General features: G+C 63.6%; 18 protein-coding genes. 7 read left to right on the top strand and 11 right to left on the bottom strand.

Annotation, left to right across the window (positions count from 1 at the left end):
* The first annotated feature begins 13 nt into the window (after positions 1 to 13).
* On the top strand, positions 14 to 757 hold the full coding sequence (locus tag BMX92_RS06235; RefSeq protein ID WP_093013514.1) for a YebC/PmpR family DNA-binding transcriptional regulator: 744 nt from the start codon (positions 14 to 16) through the stop codon (positions 755 to 757).
* A gap of 136 nt (positions 758 to 893) precedes the next feature.
* On the top strand, positions 894 to 1,385 hold the full coding sequence (gene ruvC, locus BMX92_RS06230) for a crossover junction endodeoxyribonuclease RuvC (protein WP_093013511.1): 492 nt from the start codon (positions 894 to 896) through the stop codon (positions 1,383 to 1,385).
* A 159-nt stretch (positions 1,386 to 1,544) separates the two neighbouring features.
* On the opposite strand, the gene BMX92_RS06225 is transcribed toward ruvC, so the two are convergent.
* The 3 genes from BMX92_RS06225 to BMX92_RS06215 form a co-directional block, all read right to left on the bottom strand.
* Positions 1,545 to 2,249 carry a dienelactone hydrolase family protein gene (locus BMX92_RS06225; protein ID WP_093013508.1) on the bottom strand — a complete coding sequence of 235 codons (705 nt, stop codon included), beginning with the start codon at positions 2,247 to 2,249 and terminating at the stop codon, positions 1,545 to 1,547.
* A 22-nt stretch (positions 2,250 to 2,271) separates the two neighbouring features.
* Positions 2,272 to 3,264: a 50S ribosomal protein L11 methyltransferase gene (locus tag BMX92_RS06220; protein WP_093013505.1), complete on the bottom strand. Its 993-nt coding sequence runs from the start codon at positions 3,262 to 3,264 to the stop codon at positions 2,272 to 2,274.
* 189 nt (positions 3,265 to 3,453) lie between these two features.
* On the bottom strand, positions 3,454 to 4,788 hold the full coding sequence (locus BMX92_RS06215; protein ID WP_093013502.1) for a methyl-accepting chemotaxis protein: 1,335 nt from the start codon (positions 4,786 to 4,788) through the stop codon (positions 3,454 to 3,456).
* Positions 4,789 to 4,987: 199 nt separating this feature from the next.
* On the opposite strand from BMX92_RS06215, the gene sdhC reads away from it, so the two are divergent.
* From sdhC to sdhA, 3 genes are read left to right on the top strand one after another with little or no spacing between them, the layout of a single operon-like run.
* Positions 4,988 to 5,383 carry a succinate dehydrogenase, cytochrome b556 subunit gene (gene sdhC, locus BMX92_RS06210; RefSeq protein WP_093013499.1) on the top strand — a complete coding sequence of 132 codons (396 nt, stop codon included), beginning with the start codon at positions 4,988 to 4,990 and terminating at the stop codon, positions 5,381 to 5,383.
* Positions 5,383 to 5,772, top strand: a complete 390-nt coding sequence (gene sdhD / locus BMX92_RS06205) for a succinate dehydrogenase, hydrophobic membrane anchor protein (RefSeq protein WP_093013496.1) — start codon at positions 5,383 to 5,385, stop codon at positions 5,770 to 5,772. Before sdhC ends, sdhD begins: the two co-directional genes overlap by 1 nt.
* On the top strand, positions 5,772 to 7,574 hold the full coding sequence (sdhA, locus tag BMX92_RS06200; RefSeq protein ID WP_093013493.1) for a succinate dehydrogenase flavoprotein subunit: 1,803 nt from the start codon (positions 5,772 to 5,774) through the stop codon (positions 7,572 to 7,574). Before sdhD ends, sdhA begins: the two co-directional genes overlap by 1 nt.
* A 60-nt stretch (positions 7,575 to 7,634) precedes the next feature.
* On the opposite strand, the gene BMX92_RS06195 is transcribed toward sdhA, so the two are convergent.
* Genes BMX92_RS06195 through BMX92_RS06180 form a run of 4 tightly spaced genes read right to left on the bottom strand, consistent with a single transcriptional unit; the run spans position 7,635 to position 9,125 of the window.
* A complete protein-coding gene (locus BMX92_RS06195; protein ID WP_093013490.1) occupies positions 7,635 to 7,925 on the bottom strand; it encodes a type II toxin-antitoxin system RelE/ParE family toxin in 291 nt (96 codons plus the stop codon).
* Positions 7,922 to 8,173 (bottom strand): type II toxin-antitoxin system ParD family antitoxin, encoded by a 252-nt coding sequence (locus tag BMX92_RS06190; RefSeq protein ID WP_093013487.1) that lies wholly within the window; start codon positions 8,171 to 8,173, stop codon positions 7,922 to 7,924. The genes BMX92_RS06195 and BMX92_RS06190 overlap by 4 nt, the downstream gene beginning before the upstream one ends.
* Before the next feature lie 32 nt (positions 8,174 to 8,205).
* The gene (locus tag BMX92_RS06185; protein ID WP_093013484.1) at positions 8,206 to 8,664 is read right to left on the bottom strand and encodes a vgr related protein; all 459 of its coding nucleotides are present in this window, start codon (positions 8,662 to 8,664) and stop codon (positions 8,206 to 8,208) included.
* Positions 8,661 to 9,125, bottom strand: coding sequence for a copper chaperone PCu(A)C (locus BMX92_RS06180; protein ID WP_093013481.1), 465 nt, complete (start codon positions 9,123 to 9,125; stop codon positions 8,661 to 8,663). Before BMX92_RS06180 ends, BMX92_RS06185 begins: the two co-directional genes overlap by 4 nt.
* A gap of 173 nt (positions 9,126 to 9,298) precedes the next feature.
* Between BMX92_RS06180 and dnaK the strand changes: the two genes are divergently transcribed.
* Both dnaK and dnaJ read left to right on the top strand, forming a co-directional pair.
* Complete coding sequence (gene dnaK, locus BMX92_RS06175) at positions 9,299 to 11,197, top strand: molecular chaperone DnaK (protein ID WP_093013478.1); 1,899 nt, start codon at positions 9,299 to 9,301, stop codon at positions 11,195 to 11,197.
* Between the two features lie 65 nt (positions 11,198 to 11,262).
* Positions 11,263 to 12,411 carry a molecular chaperone DnaJ gene (gene dnaJ / locus BMX92_RS06170; protein WP_093013475.1) on the top strand — a complete coding sequence of 383 codons (1,149 nt, stop codon included), beginning with the start codon at positions 11,263 to 11,265 and terminating at the stop codon, positions 12,409 to 12,411.
* A gap of 66 nt (positions 12,412 to 12,477) precedes the next feature.
* Here dnaJ and BMX92_RS06165 read toward each other — a convergent pair whose 3' ends face one another.
* From BMX92_RS06165 to rplU, 4 genes are all read right to left on the bottom strand, one after another.
* Positions 12,478 to 13,764, bottom strand: coding sequence for an amino acid permease (locus tag BMX92_RS06165; RefSeq protein WP_093013472.1), 1,287 nt, complete (start codon positions 13,762 to 13,764; stop codon positions 12,478 to 12,480).
* A 263-nt stretch (positions 13,765 to 14,027) separates the two neighbouring features.
* On the bottom strand, positions 14,028 to 14,600 hold the full coding sequence (locus BMX92_RS06160) for a GNAT family N-acetyltransferase (protein ID WP_093013469.1): 573 nt from the start codon (positions 14,598 to 14,600) through the stop codon (positions 14,028 to 14,030).
* 271 nt (positions 14,601 to 14,871) lie between these two features.
* On the bottom strand, positions 14,872 to 15,141 hold the full coding sequence (rpmA, locus tag BMX92_RS06155) for a 50S ribosomal protein L27 (RefSeq protein WP_093013466.1): 270 nt from the start codon (positions 15,139 to 15,141) through the stop codon (positions 14,872 to 14,874).
* A gap of 27 nt (positions 15,142 to 15,168) precedes the next feature.
* Positions 15,169 to 15,465: a 50S ribosomal protein L21 gene (gene rplU / locus BMX92_RS06150; RefSeq protein WP_093013463.1), complete on the bottom strand. Its 297-nt coding sequence runs from the start codon at positions 15,463 to 15,465 to the stop codon at positions 15,169 to 15,171.
* Between the last annotated feature and the right edge of the window lie 147 nt (positions 15,466 to 15,612).

Genomic DNA, 15,612 nt, shown 5'->3' with positions numbered 1-15,612 from the left:
GAATTCAGGACTTATGGCAGGCCATTCCAAATTCAAGAACATCATGCATCGCAAGGGCGCGCAGGACAAGAAGCGCTCCTCGATGTTCTCCAAGCTCAGCCGCGAAATCACCGTCGCGGCCAAGATGGGCATGCCCGATCCGGACATGAACCCGCGCCTGCGTCTGGCGATCAACGCCGCCAAGGCCCAGTCGATGCCCAAGGATAATATCCAGCGCGCGGTCGACAAGGCGAGCAAGGGCGACACCGAGAATTACGAAGAAGTGCGCTATGAGGGCTATGGCCCCGGCGGCACGGCGATCATCGTGGAAGCGCTGACCGACAATCGCAACCGCACGGCGACCAATGTCCGTACCGCCTTCTCCAAAAATGGCGGCAATCTGGGCGCTTCGGGCGCGGTGAGCCATGGCTTCGATCGCCTTGGCCTGATCACCTATCCGGCGAGCGCCGGCGACGCCGAAGCGATTTTCGAAGCGGCGCTGGAAGCAGGTGCGGAGGACGTGTCGTCCAATGAGGACGAACATGAAATCTGGACCGCCATGGATGCGTTGCACGAAGTCGCCAAGGCGCTGGAAATCACGCTGGGCGCGGCCGATGGCGCGAAGCTCGCCTGGAAGCCCACCACCACCGTCGAAGTCGACGAAAGCAACGCCGCCACGCTGATGAAGCTGGTCGATACGCTGGAAGAGGATGACGACGTCCAGACCGTCTGGGGGAACTATGAAGTCTCCGACGAGGTGATGGAGAAGCTGGGTTGATCTTCTTTCCCTCTCCCGTCGGGAGAGGAAGGGAGGCGCGAAGCGCCGGAAGGGTGAGGGTGATTGATCATCGCCCTTCACCCTCACCCTCCCATGCTTCGCATGGGGCCCTCCCTCTCCCACAGGGAGAGGGTATTTGATCCTTCTCGGACTAGATCCCGGCCTTGGCACGACCGGCTGGGGCATCATCGCCGCGGACGGCAATCGCCTGACCCATATCGGCAATGGCCAGATCAAGACCGATTCGGGCATGTCGCTGGCGACGCGGTTGCTGGCGCTCGACCTTGCACTGACCGACCTGATCCTGGAGCATCGGCCCGACGGCGCGGCGGTCGAGGAGGTGTTCGTCAATGTGAACCCGCAATCGACGCTGAAACTGGGGCAGGCGCGCGGCGTGATCCTGCTCAATGCGTCGCGGGCGGGCATGGAAGTGGGCGAATATGCCGCCCGCTTCGTCAAGAAATCGGTCGTCGGCGTCGGCAATGCGTCGAAGGATCAGGTGCACGCCATGGTGTCGCGCCTGCTGCCCGGCGCGAAGATCGCTGGGCCGGACGCATCGGACGCGCTGGCCGTGGCGATCACCCACGCCCATCATCTGGCCAGCGCGCGGCGCATTCCCACGCGCTGAAAAGGGGCTGATCGCTACCTCAGTTCCGTTCGGCCCTTCGACTTTGCTCAGGAGAGCTTGTCGAAGCCCTGCACTTCTTTTTTCGAAAGGCATTCAGAAGAAGTGCGGCCCTTCGACAGGCTCAGGGCGAACGGATCTAAACCCTTGCTTTTTGGGGCCTTAGCCGAACAGGTCGCCCAGGAAATCCCTCATCGACCGGAAGCTGCGCCGGTCGGCCTCCGGGCTATAGGCCAGACCCTTTTCCGGCATATGCACGGCCTCGTCGGTGAAGGCGTGGCCGGTGCCGCCATAGGCGTGGATCTGCCAGTCGCAGCCGGCCTCGGTCAGTTCCTTCGCCAGCGCCACCGTGGCTTCCGGTGGGGCGATCGGATCGTCCCAGCCGTGGCAGACCAGCAATTTGGCGCTGATCGTCGCATTGGGGAAGGGCGGGGCCTGATAGACGCCGTGGAAGCTGACGCCCCCGGCAATGTCCGCGCCCGACCGGGCAAGGTCCAGCACGCAGCGCCCGCCAAAGCAGAAGCCGATCGCGGCGGTGCGGCTGGCATCGACTTCCGGCATGGCCTTTAGCACGGCATGCGCCGCATTGACGCGATCGCGCAGCAGGGCGCGGTCGGCATTTAACGGGTCCATATAGAGGCCGGGATTGGCATCCGACCGGCTGGTGCGCTTGCCTTGGCCAAAGACGTCGGCGACCAGCACCGCATAGCCCAGCGCGGCAACCTTTTCGGCATAGGCGAAGTCGGCTTCCTTCGTCCCCAATATGTTGGGGAACAGCAGGATGCCCGGCGCGGGCGCGGCGGCGGCGGCGGCCACCCCCACGCTCTCGAAGCCGTCATGCAGGATGATGCGGCGGGTGATCGCCATGGCTGTGTCTCCTTTCAGGGGGTCAGAGGCTGCCGAAGCCGGGGGCTTCGCCGCGCGCGGCGCTGTTGATGCGGCGGGGGCGCTTCCAGCCGATGCTCGGCCGCTTGCGCAGGCGCAGCGTGGGCCAGTCGCCCCGGTCGCTGCGTTCGGCAAGGCGCATCCCCTGCGCGCGGTAGGCGGCGATCACGGCGTCGGCCTGTTCGTTCAGCAGGCCGGCCAGCACGATCGTCCCGCCATCCTCCACAAGTGCGCTGAGCGAGGGCGCCAATTCGATCAGCGGCCCGGCCAATATATTGGCGATCAGCAGGTCATAGGGGGCCCGGCCGACGATCGCGCTATGGTCTGCGCCCGCCGCCGTCACCAGCGCCAGTTTCCCGCGCCCGTCGCCCAGTGCGATCGCATTGTCGCGGGCATTTTCGGCGCTGATCTCGACCGCGACCGGATCGATATCCGATGCGATGGCATAGCTGCGCGGCCACAGGTGCAAAGCGGCGAAGGCCAGCAAGCCGGTGCCGGTGCCGATATCGGCGACATTGCCGAACCGCATGCCCACCCGGCGCATCCGGTCCAGCATGGCGAGGCACCCGGCGGTGGTTTCATGCTGTCCGGTGCCAAAGGCGCGGCCCGCCTCGATCAGCAGGTTCACATGGCCGGGCAGTTCCGGGTCAGACGCGATGTTGCGGACATGGAAGCGGCCGGCGGTCACGGGTTCCAGGCCCTGCTGGCTCAGCGTCACCCAATCCTCGTCCGGCAGCGCCTCGACCAGCGGCTTCGATCCGGCGGCGCTAGGGACAAGAGATTTCACCAATTTGACGGCGGCGGCGCTGGGCTTGCCCTCGAAATAGGCGTCCAGTTGCCAGATATTCTCATCCTCCACCGTTTCGCTGGTCATCAGCACCGGCGGCCGGTCCATCAGGGCAAAGGCGGCGATCTCCCCGTCCAGCGCTTCGGCTTCGGCGCGGGTGCAGGGCAGGGTGACTTTCCAGCTCTGGGCGGACTTTGCGGCATCATTCATCCCGCCGCCTTTAGCCGAGGCGGCGGGGCAGGGGAAGCGTGGCTAAAGACGGCCCCCAAACCTTTTAGGATAGGGATGGCAGTCTCTTCCTCCGTTCGCCCTGAGCTTGTCGTGCCGGAGGCGACCGAAGGTCAACGGCGCGCGGAACGCCCTTCGACAAGCTCAGGGCGAACGGAGGTGGTGTGTTTTTTACGCGACCTGCCGTCCGAAGTCGGAGGACGCATGGCGCAGGCTGGCGAGCTTGCCCTCCACGCTCACGAAGCCGCGCTCCAACTGGTCGATTTCCGATGCGACGACTTCCGTGTCCTGCCGGATCGCGGAAATGGTGGTGGACATCGAATCGGCCGCCAGCGCGGTTTCGTCGACGGCGGCGGTGATCATCGTCACCGTCTGCGCCTGTGCGTCCATGGCGTGGCGGATGCGTTCGGCGCTAGCCTGCACTTCGCCCACCGTGTCGCGGATGCGTTCATTGGTTTCCACCGACTGGCGGGTCGATGCCTGGATATCGGCGATCTTGCTGGCGATTTCGTCGGTCGCCCGCGCGGTCTGGTTGGCCAGGCTCTTCACTTCCTGCGCAACGACGGCAAAGCCGCGTCCGGCGTCACCCGCCCGTGCCGCCTCGATCGTGGCGTTGAGCGCCAGCAAATTGGTCTGCCCTGCAATGTCGCGGATCAGGCCCAGGATCGATTCGATCGACTTGGCATGTTCGGACAGGGTAGCGGACATCGTCACTGCATCGCCCGACTGGGCTGATGCCCGGCGCGCGACTTCGGCGGAACTTTCGACTTCGGTCCGGGCGTCCTCGATCGCGCGGATCAGGCCGGCCGAGGTCCGGGCGGCTTCGCGCATGGCGAGCGCGGACTGTTCGGCGGCGGCGGCGACTTCGGAGGCCTTGCCCAGCATGCCGCGCGTGGCGGCGGAAGCGTCCTTGGCCTGTTCGCGCAGCGATTCGCCCAGTTTCGACGCTCCGTCGATTTCCCCCACGATTCGCTGTTCGAACAGCGTGCCGTAGCGCTGCCGCTCAGCCCGCTGGGTTTCCGCCTGATCGGTGGCCAGCACATTGCTCATGAAGCCCGAATCGATCATCGCAATCTGCAACATCATGCGCATCAGGCGCTGGCAACGCGCATCGTCGCTCTTGCACTTTTCCCAGATCAGGTCGGACACGCGCTCATTGGCGGTGGCCACTGCATTGAGCACCGCCCGCACAGATACGCCATGCTTGCGCGCATGGCGCACGCAGTCCGCCGCCGACGCGGCCCAGCGGCCATCGGCGAAATGCAGCAGCTTTTCCTCGACATATTTGCCGGCTTCCGCCTCGATCCGGCGGATGATCGCGCCGTTCAACTGCTGTTGCAGCCCCGTTTCCTGCATATAGGTGGTGAAGAAAATCGCACCGACACTGCTGAGATCATCGCTGATCAGCTCGCCGATTTCGCGTGCCGTACGGGCAATCGCGCCGGAGGGGTCGACTTCCGCCAGATAGTCCGACGTGGTGTTGGCGGAGGGAAGGGTGGACGGCATGAAGGAACGGCCCCTGCTTGGTAACGTGATCGGGTTGCGGTTCATCCTTATCGCAGGTTGGTTAATCCATTCTTATGGCTGCGCGATTGTAGCCACGAAAGCGCCAGCAACTTTCTGTTGCCTTCCTCTGCTTGCCCTCTCGGCGCTTCGCTCCTAAGGGGACGGGACTCAGGGACAAATATCAGGGACTAGGGTAGACATGGCGCGTTCCACCAGCCGGCCACTCTCGCCGCACTTGACGATCTGGAAATGGGGACCGGCCATGGCCGTCTCCATCATGCACCGCGTGACGGGCAACGGTCTGGCGACCGCTGGCGCGCTGGGCCTCATCTGGTGGCTGATGGCCGCCGCGACCGGTCCGGAGGCCTATGCGACCTTCGTGGCGTGCGCGACCTCGCCGATCGGCTATCTGGTGATGATCGGCCTTTCCTGGTTCTTCTTCCAGCATCTCTTCTCGGGCCTTCGCCACTTCGTGCTCGACATGGGCGCGGGTTACGAGCTGAAGAACAACAAGATGTGGTCGATCGCGACCTTCGTCGCTTCGCTCCTCACGACCGGCTTCGTCTGGCTCTACATCTTCGGAAAGGCGCTCTGATGGGTACCGGTACTGGCATCGGTCGCGTTCGCGGCCTCGGCTCCGCCAAGCATGGCGCACATCACTGGCTGGCGCAGCGCTACAGCGCCGTCGGCAACCTGCTGCTGGTGCTGTGGTTGGTCTTCAGCCTACTCAGCCTGCCCGGCCTCGACTATGAGAGCGTCGTCAGCTGGATTCACAATCCGCTGGTCGCGGTGCCGCTGATGCTGATGGTGGTCAGCATCTTCATGCACCTGCGCCTCGGCATGCAGGTGATGCTGGAGGATTATGTCCATGACAAGGGTCTGGCCTTCTTCTCCATGCTGCTGCTGAACTTCTATGCCTTTGGCGGCGCTGCCGCGGGCGTCTTCGCGATCGCCAAGATCGCCTTCATCGGGATCGTCAAGTAATGACCGAAGCCTATAAGATCATCGACCACACCTACGACACCGTCGTGGTGGGCGCTGGCGGCTCGGGCCTGCGCGCGACCATGGGCAGCGCCGAAGCGGGCCTCAAGACCGCCTGCATCACCAAACTGTTCCCGACCCGGTCGCACACCGTGGCGGCGCAGGGCGGCATCGCCGCCTCGCTGGGCAATAACAGCCCCGATCACTGGACCTGGCACATGTACGACACCGTCAAGGGGTCGGACTGGCTGGGCGACCAGGATGCGATCGAATATATGGTGCGTGAAGCGCCCGCCGCCGTGATCGAGCTGGAACATGCCGGCGTGCCGTTCAGCCGTAATCAGGACGGGACGATCTATCAGCGGCCCTTCGGCGGCCACATGCAGAATATGGGCGCCGGCCCGCCGGTGCAGCGGACCTGCGCGGCGGCTGACCGTACCGGTCACGCCATGCTGCACGCGCTGTACCAGCAGTCGCTGAAATATGACGCGGACTTCTACATCGAATATTTCGCCATCGACCTGATCATGGAAAATGGCGAATGCCGTGGCGTCATCGCCATCTGCATGGAAGACGGCTCGATCCATCGCTTCAAGGCGCATGCGGTCGTGCTGGCGACCGGCGGCTATGGCCGCGCTTACTTCTCGGCCACTTCGGCCCATAGCTGCACCGGCGACGGCGGCGGCATGGTGCTGCGCGCGGGCCTGCCGCTTCAGGATCTGGAATTCGTGCAGTTCCATCCGACCGGCATCTATGGCGCGGGCGTGCTGATCACCGAGGGCGCGCGTGGCGAGGGCGGCTACCTCACCAATTCCGAAGGCGAGCGTTTCATGGAACGCTATGCCCCCTCGGCGAAGGATCTGGCGTCGCGCGACGTCGTGTCGCGATCGATGGCGATGGAAATGCGCGAAGGGCGCGGCGTGGGCGAGCATAAGGATCATATCTTCCTTCATCTCGACCATATCGATCCGAAGGTGCTGGCCGAACGCCTGCCGGGCATCACCGAAAGCGGCAAGATCTTTGCCGGTGTCGACCTGACCCGCCAGCCGTTGCCCGTCACGCCGACCGTCCATTATAATATGGGCGGCATCCCCTGTAACTATCATGGTCAGGTCGTCACCAAGAAGGGCGATGACCCGGAAGTGATCGTGCCGGGCCTGTTCGCGGTCGGCGAAGCGGCCTGCGTGTCGGTCCATGGCGCGAACCGCCTCGGCTCCAACTCGCTGATCGACCTTGTCGTGTTCGGCCGCGCCACCGGCCTGTTCCTCAAGGACAACCTCAAGCCCAACGCCCCGCACAAGGCGCTGCCGGCCGATGCCGCCGATCTGGCGCTCAGCCGCCTCGACCATTATCGTAATGCGAAGGGCAGCACGCCGACGGCGGACATCCGCATGGACATGCAGCGCACCATGCAGAAGCATGCCGCCGTGTTCCGCGACAGTGCGTTGCTGGCCGAAGGCGTCACCCAGATGCAGGCCGTCAACAAGCGGCTTCAGGATGTGAAGGTCACCGACCGTTCGCTGATCTGGAACACCGACCTGATCGAAACGCTGGAACTCGACAACCTCATGAGCCAGGCCATCTGCACGATGGAAGGCGCCGAAGCCCGCAAGGAATCGCGCGGCGCCCATGCGCATGAGGATTTCCCGAACCGCGACGACGAAAACTGGATGAAGCACACCATCAGCTGGTTCGAAGGCTGGGGTGGATCGAGCGGCAAGGTGACGCTCGATTATCGTCCGGTCCACGACTATACGATGACCGACGAAGCGGAATATGTGAAGCCCAAGGCCCGCGTTTACTAAGCGACGCGCCGACAGGTGAAGAAACAGGAAGGGCGGGCCGCAAGGTCCGCCCTTTTTCATTCATAATATGCTGGCTGCATCCATGCGTTCGTGCAGGATACGCATCACGATGATGTCTTTGTCTGCTCTTGTGAAATAGCAGATATGACTGCCTGTCCTGATCCGCCAATAGCCTGCGCGAACCATGTTGATGGACTGTGCCTTGGGTGATTGATCGGCGGCGGCGTGCAGAGCAGCGTGAATATCTGCCGTGTAGGCGTCGGCCTGCTCAACGCCCCAATGATCAAATGTGTAGGACCAGATGTCGATGAGATCGTTGCGTGCGCCTGGTGCGAACGCAATCGACGTCATGCGGACTTGCGATGACGCTGATGCATTTCCGACAGGAACTGATCGAAATCAAAGGCTTCGGCCGGACCGCTTTCCTCGCCCTCGATCAACGCGGCTCGCAGCCGCTCCAGCTTTTCCTCTTCTATCTCCAATAGTCGCAGCCCGGCGCGCACGACTTCACTGGTAGACCCGAAACGGCCTTCCGCCACTTTGCGTTCGGCAAAGGCGTGGAAATGATCGCTCAGCGTGATGGAGGTGGATGCGCTCATTGAGCGTATATTACCCGATTTGGGTAATGCTCTCAAGCGAACGGCAACAGCCCCGCATAGGCCGCAAGCCCCGGCTTGCCCTTCACCGCAACGCCCTGTCGCAGCAGGAAAATGTGCCGCACGATCTCCGCCTGCTGCTCGATGCCATAGCGGTCGAACGGCTTGCCGGGCACAAGCGCATAGCCATAGCGGCAGAAGGGATGGCGCATCAGCGGCAGCCAATATTTGCCGGATCGCTGCGCCTGCCACACATGGGTCATCTCATGGATGAAATGCCCCTGTATGTGCAGCGGACTTTCGCAGAAATCCGCGCAGAACAGGCCGCCTTCCGGATGGAACCACAGGTCGCCATCCGGGGCCATGGTTACACCCTTCGGCTGGAGCGGCCACCATTTCCGCTCATGCACCCGTACCCGCTGATAATCGATCGCCCGGCCGAACATCGATCCGGCGAGCGTGATTTCCTGCGTGGTGAGCGGCCTGCTGGTCAATGAGCCGCGTTGTCAGCGGGCGCGGGTGCGGTGCCATCGGGCTTGCGGATCACCGCGTCCACCAGCAACCGGTCGCCATTGGCCAGCAGGAAGGTCATCTGCATCTTGCCCCGGCTGATCGCCGTATCATTGACGCCGAAGATCATCAGATGCTTGCCGCCCGGTGCGAAGCTGACCTGCCCCTTGGCCGGAATGTCGACGCTGTCGATCGCTTCCATCGTCGTCATCCCGTCCTTGCTGACGGTTTCGTGCATTTCGACTTTCAACGCATAGTCCGTCATCACGCCGCGCAACTGCGTGCCCGCGTCGCCGCCATGGGCCACGAAATAGCCGGCCGAAGGCGCATCCTTGTTGGGCGACAGCCGCACCCAGGCCTGATCGATATAGGTTGGGGCCGGGTCGCCACAGGCATTGAGCGCCAGCGGCGCGGCCAGGGCGAAGAGGGCAAAGCGGGCGCGCATCCGATACTCCTGTAACTGTCTCGTTTCCGGTCGATACCACAGCTAATCGTCCCAGCGTCTTGTGCCAAGCGGAACCGCGCCTATATCCCCCCTTGCAAACCGGCCTTGCCTTGGCGCTTTAGTGAGGTATTGGGCCGTCAACCGCTGAATATTTGGGGTTACAAGAGGAAGAGATGGCAAAAGTTATTGGTATCGATCTGGGCACCACCAACAGCTGCATCGCTGTCATGGACGGCGGCAAGCCTAAGGTCATCGAAAATGCGGAAGGGGCGCGCACGACTCCTTCGATCGTTGCCTTCGCCAAGGATGGCGAACGTCTGATCGGTCAGCCGGCCAAGCGCCAGGCAGTCACCAATCCGGACAACACGATTTTCGCGGTGAAGCGCCTGATCGGCCGCCGCTTTGACGATCCCATGACCAAGAAGGACATGGAACTCGTCCCCTATGACATCGCGAAGGGCCCGAATGGCGACGCCTGGGTCAAGGCCGGTGGCGAGGAATATAGCCCGTCGCAGATCAGCGCCTTCATCCTTCAGAAGATGAAGGAAACCGCTGAATCCTATCTCGGCGAAACCGTGACGCAGGCGGTCATCACCGTCCCCGCCTACTTCAACGACGCCCAGCGCCAGGCGACCAAGGACGCCGGCCAGATTGCGGGCCTCGAAGTGCTGCGCATCATCAACGAGCCGACGGCGGCTGCGCTGGCCTATGGCCTCGACAAGCAGGACGGCAAGACGATCGCCGTCTATGACCTTGGCGGCGGCACCTTCGACATTTCGATCCTCGAAATCGGCGACGGCGTGTTCGAAGTGAAGTCGACCAACGGCGACACCTTCCTGGGCGGCGAAGATTTCGACGCCAAGCTGGTGGAATATCTGGCCGCCGACTTCAAGAAGGCGGAAAGCATCGACCTGACCAAGGACAAGCTGGCCCTCCAGCGTCTGAAGGAAGCCGCTGAAAAGGCGAAGATCGAGCTGTCCTCGGCCCAGACGACCGAAGTCAACCTGCCCTTCATCACCGCTGACCAGAATGGTCCCAAACATCTGGTGAAGACCATCACCCGCGCCGATCTGGAACGCCTTGTCGCGGACCTCATCAAGCGCACGATGGAACCCTGCAAGAAGGCGATGGCCGACGCAGGCGTTTCGGCCAGCGAGATCAGCGAAGTCGTTCTGGTCGGCGGCATGACCCGCATGCCCAAGGTGCGCGAAGCCGTGAAGGAATTTTTCGGCAAGGAACCGCACACTGGCGTGAACCCGGACGAAGTCGTCGCCATGGGCGCCGCCATTCAGGCCGGCGTGCTTCAGGGCGACGTCAAGGACGTGCTGCTGCTGGACGTGACGCCGCTGTCGTTGGGCATCGAGACGCTGGGTGGCGTGTTCACCCGCATGATCGATCGCAACACCACCATCCCCGCCAAGAAGTCGCAGGTCTATTCGACCGCCGACGACAATCAGCAGGCGGTGACGATCCGCGTGTTCCAGGGTGAGCGTGAAATGGCGGCGGACAACAAGATCCTCGGCCAGTTCGACCTGCTCGGCATTCCGCCAGCCCCGCGCGGCGTGCCGCAGATCGAAGTCACGTTCGACATCGACGCCAACGGCCTCGTCAACGTGTCGGCCAAGGACAAGGGCACCGGCAAGGAACAGCAGATCCGCATCCAGGCGTCGGGTGGCCTCAGCGACTCGGACATCGACCAGATGGTCAAGGATGCCGAGCGTTTCGCCGAAGACGACAAGAAGCGTCGCGAAGCGGCCGAAGCCAAGAACAACGCCGAAAGCCTCGTTCACACGACCGAAGCGCAGCTGGCCGAACATGGCGACAAGGTCGACGCATCGCTGAAGGGCGAGATCGAAGCCGCCATCGCGGAAACCAAGACCGCGATCGAAGGCGGTGACGCAGAAGCGATGAAGACCAAGGCGCAGGAACTCGCCACGGTCGCCATGAAGCTGGGTCAGGCCATTTACGAGAAGGAGCAGGCCAATGCGGCGGCTCCGGGTGCGGACGCGCCCAAGGCTGATGACGATGTCGTCGACGCCGAATTCTCCGAAGTGGACGACAACAAGGCGTAAGCTATGCCTAACCTCCCTCACCCCGGCCCGCGCCCGGGTGAGGGAAGGGGCGGGCGGGGGTCCAGATGACTACCGAAGTTGATTATTACGAACTGCTCGAAGTCGAGCGCACCGCCGATGGCGCCGCGCTCAAGAGCGCCTATCGCAAGCTGGCGATGAAATATCACCCGGACCGGACCGGGGGCTGCACCGACAGCGAGGCCAAATTCAAGGCCGTATCCGAAGCCTATGAATGCCTGAAGGACCCGCAAAAACGCGCGGCCTATGATCGCTATGGTCATGCGGCCTATACCAATGCCCAGTCGGGCGGCGGTGGCGGCGGCGGTTTCCGTGGCGGCGCGGCGGGCGGATTTTCCGACCTTGGCGATATTTTCGAGACGATTTTCGGCCAGTCCGGTTTTGGCGGACAGGGCGGTGGCGGGCGCCAGCAGCAGCGGCGCGGCGCTGACCTGCGCTATGACATGGAGATCAGCCTCGACGAAGCCTATCATGGCAAGAAGACCGAGATCCAGATCGAGGTGTCGGCCGCCTGCGACAGTTGTGACGGTTCCGGCGCCCAGCCGGGCACCGGGGTCAAGACTTGCGGCACCTGCGCCGGTCATGGTCAGGTCCGCGCGCAACAGGGCTTCTTCGTGGTCGAACGCACCTGTCCGTCCTGCCATGGCGCGGGTCAGGTGATCGAAAGCCCCTGTCGCTCCTGCCGGGGCGATGGGCGTGTCGACCGGCCCAAGACGCTGTCGGTCAATATCCCGGCCGGCGTCGATGAAGGCACGCGCATCCGTCTGACGGGCGAGGGCGAGGCTGGCGCGCGCGGCGCACCGGCGGGCGACCTCTATATCTTCCTGCATGTGAAGCGGCACGCGATCTTCGAACGCGACGGCACGACATTGTTCTGCCGCGCGCCCGTCAGCTTCACCACGGCGGCGCTGGGCGGGGTGATCGAAGTGCCGGGCCTCGACGGCTCGCGGCATGAGATCAAGATTCCCGTCGGCATCCAGTCGGGCAAGCAGATCCGCCAGCGTGGTGCGGGCATGCCCGTCCTCAACGGGCGCGGGCAGGGCGATCTGGTCGTTCAGGTCGATGTCGAAACGCCCACGAAGCTGACGGCCAAGCAGAAGGAATTGCTCGAAGCCTTCCGTGACACCGAAACTGGCGAGGAATGCCCGCAATCGACGGGTTTCTTCTCCAAGCTCAAGGAAATCTGGGGGGATTGATCCCCCGCTATCGTCATTGCGAGCCGAGCGAAGCAATATTGCTTCGCTCGGCTCGCAATGACGAAGCTATTTCCGTCCCCGCCGCGCCCACCAGTAGAAGGGCAGGCCCGCCAGCATCAGCAGGATGCTCGATCCGCTGGCCACAATCCCCGCGCCCCATAGCGTCCACAGCGCATAGCCCAGCCCGATGACCGCCGCCGGCACCACCAGCCGGAACCGCAGGCTCGCGAGCGCGCAGCCGACATAGAGCCACAGGGTCGCCGACGTCGCCAGCAGCGCCATGGCGGTGAACAGCGCCACCAGCCCCTGCAAACTGTTCGCCACCAGCATCAGGCTGGCCAACAGGGTGGACAGGATCAACCCGCGCACCGGCGTCCCCTTGGCATCCGTCACGGCCAGCCAGCGGGGCAGTTCGCCCGCCCGCGCCATCGCCAGCGGCACTTCTCCCTGCAACAGCGTCCAGCCATTGAGCGCGCCAAGGCAGCTTATCACCACGAAGATCGCGATGAAGCTGGCGGGGCCGGGCGACCAGTAATGGCTGACGAACGCGCCGAAGGGCGATCCGGTCTGCGTTTCCGCCGCCGGCAGGGTCAGCGCGATGCCCGAACAGACGAGCAGATAGATAAGGCCCGTCGCCGCCGTGCCGATCAGCGTGGCGCGCGGAATCGTGCGGGCGGGATCGCGCACCTTGTCCGCCGCGACACTGGCCGATTCAAAGCCCAGCAACGCCCACAGGGTCAGCGCTGCGGATGCGGTGATGCCTGCACCGGTCAGACCCTGCGCGGGGAAGGGGGCGACCTGCGCCTCGCCGCTGCCCAGCACGACCATCAGCAGCACCAGCACGACCGCGATCGGGATCAGCTTGATGATGGTGGTGCCGATCTGGGTAATCCCGGCTGCGCGCGCGCCGATCAGGTTGATGCCGGTCATCGCCCAGAGAAAGGCGATGGAAGAGACCGCGCCCACGCCCGGCTTCGCCAGCGCAGGCAGCACGCTGCTCAGGTTCGCGGTCGCCGCCACCGCTATGGTGACATTGGTGATGATGATCGACAGCCAGTAAATCCATCCGATCGCGAAACCGGCCAGCGGCCCATAGGCGCGCGCGATCATCTGGGAGGCGTTGGCATCCGGCATGGCCACGGTCAGCCGTGCGATGACGAACGCCAGCACCAGCGACCCGGCAATGGTGAACGCCCACCCCGCCACCGCATCCCAGCCGAATGGGGCCAGCGATGCGGGCAACAGGAACACACCCGACCCGATCATATTGCCCATCACCAGCGCGATGCAGGCGGCCAGACCCAGGGTGCGGGAAGAAGAGCCGGTCGCGGCCCCGTTGGGGTGATTGTTCATGCCGGAACGCTACCGGGGCATGCAGCGGATTGCTAGTGCAGGCGCGTTTGATTGCCGCCCCGGCCCTGCGGAGCGGCAATCACCTATGCCTTAGAGTCTGTTTGGAAATGCGCCTCTGGCGCATCCGCACCGGCCCACACCCGACCGCCCAACAGGGTACCATATGTGGGCGGTCGGGTGGGGTTCAAACGAGTCACGTGCCTCGTTTGAAGGCCGGTGCCGCATCGAAAATGCGCTCTTCCGCGCATTTTCCAAACAGGCTCTTAGGCTGCCACTGGCAATGCATCGCCATAGAGCATCATCGCCGGGTCGTCATTCATTCGGCCACCTTCGCCTTCTTCGAACAGCAGGCAATTGACCATCGCGTCACGGCCCAGGCTATGGCGCGGCTCGATCCGCCCCGTGAAGCGGAAGCCCAGCTTGCGCAGGACATTGCCCGATGCCGGATTGTCGGCAAAGTGACAGGCGCGGATATCGGTGACACCGTTTGCCCGCGCCATCGCCAGCACGGCGCGCGCGGCCTCCGTCGCGAAGCCCAGCCCCCAATAGGGGCGGGCGATCCAGTAACCCAGTTCCGGCGCGCCATCCTCGTTCAGATGGATGCCGCATCCACCGATAAGGCGCGGGGCGCCCTGGGTGCGGGTGAAGGCCAGCAGGCGGGGCAACTGCGGATGATGGGGCAGGGCCAGAAAGGCTTCGGCATCGTCCAGCCCATAGGGGCTGGGCACGCGCGTCAGGTTGCGGGCAACCGCGATATCGTCGATTGCCATGGCCAGAGCCTGGGCGTCTTCCATCCAGCCGGGACGCAGCAGCAGGCGGGGGGTACGGGCGAACATTCTCGTCTCCTCTTAGGGCGCGCCGTTAGCCGCCTTTCATGACGGCTTCGCGACGGTGATCTCTGGCTGGATGCCCCGCCCGCACGACGCGCGAGAAGGCATGGAGTTCCAGAGGCTTGAGGGATTTTTGCGAGGGTGTTTCGCCCAACGGAAAAGGGGCGCCCTTCGCGTGGAAGGAGCGCCCCTTATTCCCTCGGACCGGGTTCAGGCCAATGGCCCTTCACCCATGAGGATCGCCCCTTTTGAAGGACGACCCGTCATCAGTCGTCCGTTATTCTGCGGCTGCGGCCAGCGCGTCTACCGACACATATTTGCGGCCGAGCTTGCCGGTGTGGAACACCACCTTGCCTTCGCCGAGCGCGAAGAGGGTGTGATCCTTGCCCATGCCGACATTGCGGCCCGGGTACACGCGGGTGCCGCGCTGACGGATAATGATGTTGCCGCCGATCACGTCCTGACCGCCGAACTTCTTCACGCCAAGGCGCTTCGACTCAGAATCGCGACCGTTGCGCGACGAACCGCCAGCTTTTTTATGTGCCATGACCTAAACTCCTTAACTTAGCTGCGCTCAGGCGATCGACACGATCTTGAGGATCGTGTGATTCTGGCGGTGACCGTTCTTGCGGCGATAATTGTGGCGGCGGCGCTTCTTGAAGACGATGACCTTCTCGCCCTTCGCCTGCGCGATGATTTCGGCGGCGACGGTCAGCTTGGAAGCATCCTTCAGCTCGCCACCTTCACCGGCCAGCAGGACGTCGCCCAGCTCAACCTTGTCGCCGGCTTCGCCAGCCAGCTTTTCAACGACGATCTTGTCTCCGGCGGCGACGCGATACTGCTTGCCGCCTGTGCGCACGATAGCGAACATGGCTTGTCTCTTCTCGTTCAAATCTGCTTTACGCAGCTCACCAAAGACATTGAAGTCCTGCCGACCCGCGCGGGAATGTGGCCCGTTAGTGGAATGACTCGCTTCTGTCAACCGATCGGGGTCGGTTTCCGCACTGGTTTTCACCCC

Source organism: Sphingobium sp. YR768 (assembly GCF_900111125.1).
In the GTDB taxonomy this organism is placed as follows: Bacteria; Pseudomonadota; Alphaproteobacteria; order Sphingomonadales; family Sphingomonadaceae; genus Sphingobium.
Note: the sequence above shows the minus strand (reverse complement) of the source record. Positions and strands in the feature narration are given on the sequence as shown.

Excerpts from the sequence above, each read along its gene's own strand:
- sdhD (WP_093013496.1), top strand. The coding sequence starts at position 5,383 with ATGGGTACCGGTACTGGCATCGGTCGCGTTCGCGGCCTCGGCTCCGCC.
- BMX92_RS06225 (WP_093013508.1), bottom strand. The coding sequence starts at position 2,249 with ATGGCGATCACCCGCCGCATCATCCTGCATGACGGCTTCGAGAGCGTG.
- sdhA (WP_093013493.1), top strand. The coding sequence starts at position 5,772 with ATGACCGAAGCCTATAAGATCATCGACCACACCTACGACACCGTCGTG.
- BMX92_RS06165 (WP_093013472.1), bottom strand. The coding sequence starts at position 13,764 with ATGAACAATCACCCCAACGGGGCCGCGACCGGCTCTTCTTCCCGCACC.
- dnaK (WP_093013478.1), top strand. The coding sequence starts at position 9,299 with ATGGCAAAAGTTATTGGTATCGATCTGGGCACCACCAACAGCTGCATC.
- rplU (WP_093013463.1), bottom strand. The coding sequence starts at position 15,465 with ATGTTCGCTATCGTGCGCACAGGCGGCAAGCAGTATCGCGTCGCCGCC.
- BMX92_RS06160 (WP_093013469.1), bottom strand. The coding sequence starts at position 14,600 with ATGTTCGCCCGTACCCCCCGCCTGCTGCTGCGTCCCGGCTGGATGGAA.
- sdhC (WP_093013499.1), top strand. The coding sequence starts at position 4,988 with ATGGCGCGTTCCACCAGCCGGCCACTCTCGCCGCACTTGACGATCTGG.
- BMX92_RS06195 (WP_093013490.1), bottom strand. The coding sequence starts at position 7,925 with ATGACGTCGATTGCGTTCGCACCAGGCGCACGCAACGATCTCATCGAC.
- dnaJ (WP_093013475.1), top strand. The coding sequence starts at position 11,263 with ATGACTACCGAAGTTGATTATTACGAACTGCTCGAAGTCGAGCGCACC.
- BMX92_RS06180 (WP_093013481.1), bottom strand. The coding sequence starts at position 9,125 with ATGCGCGCCCGCTTTGCCCTCTTCGCCCTGGCCGCGCCGCTGGCGCTC.
- BMX92_RS06235 (WP_093013514.1), top strand. The coding sequence starts at position 14 with ATGGCAGGCCATTCCAAATTCAAGAACATCATGCATCGCAAGGGCGCG.
- BMX92_RS06190 (WP_093013487.1), bottom strand. The coding sequence starts at position 8,173 with ATGAGCGCATCCACCTCCATCACGCTGAGCGATCATTTCCACGCCTTT.
- rpmA (WP_093013466.1), bottom strand. The coding sequence starts at position 15,141 with ATGGCACATAAAAAAGCTGGCGGTTCGTCGCGCAACGGTCGCGATTCT.
- BMX92_RS06215 (WP_093013502.1), bottom strand. The coding sequence starts at position 4,788 with ATGCCGTCCACCCTTCCCTCCGCCAACACCACGTCGGACTATCTGGCG.
- BMX92_RS06220 (WP_093013505.1), bottom strand. The coding sequence starts at position 3,264 with ATGAATGATGCCGCAAAGTCCGCCCAGAGCTGGAAAGTCACCCTGCCC.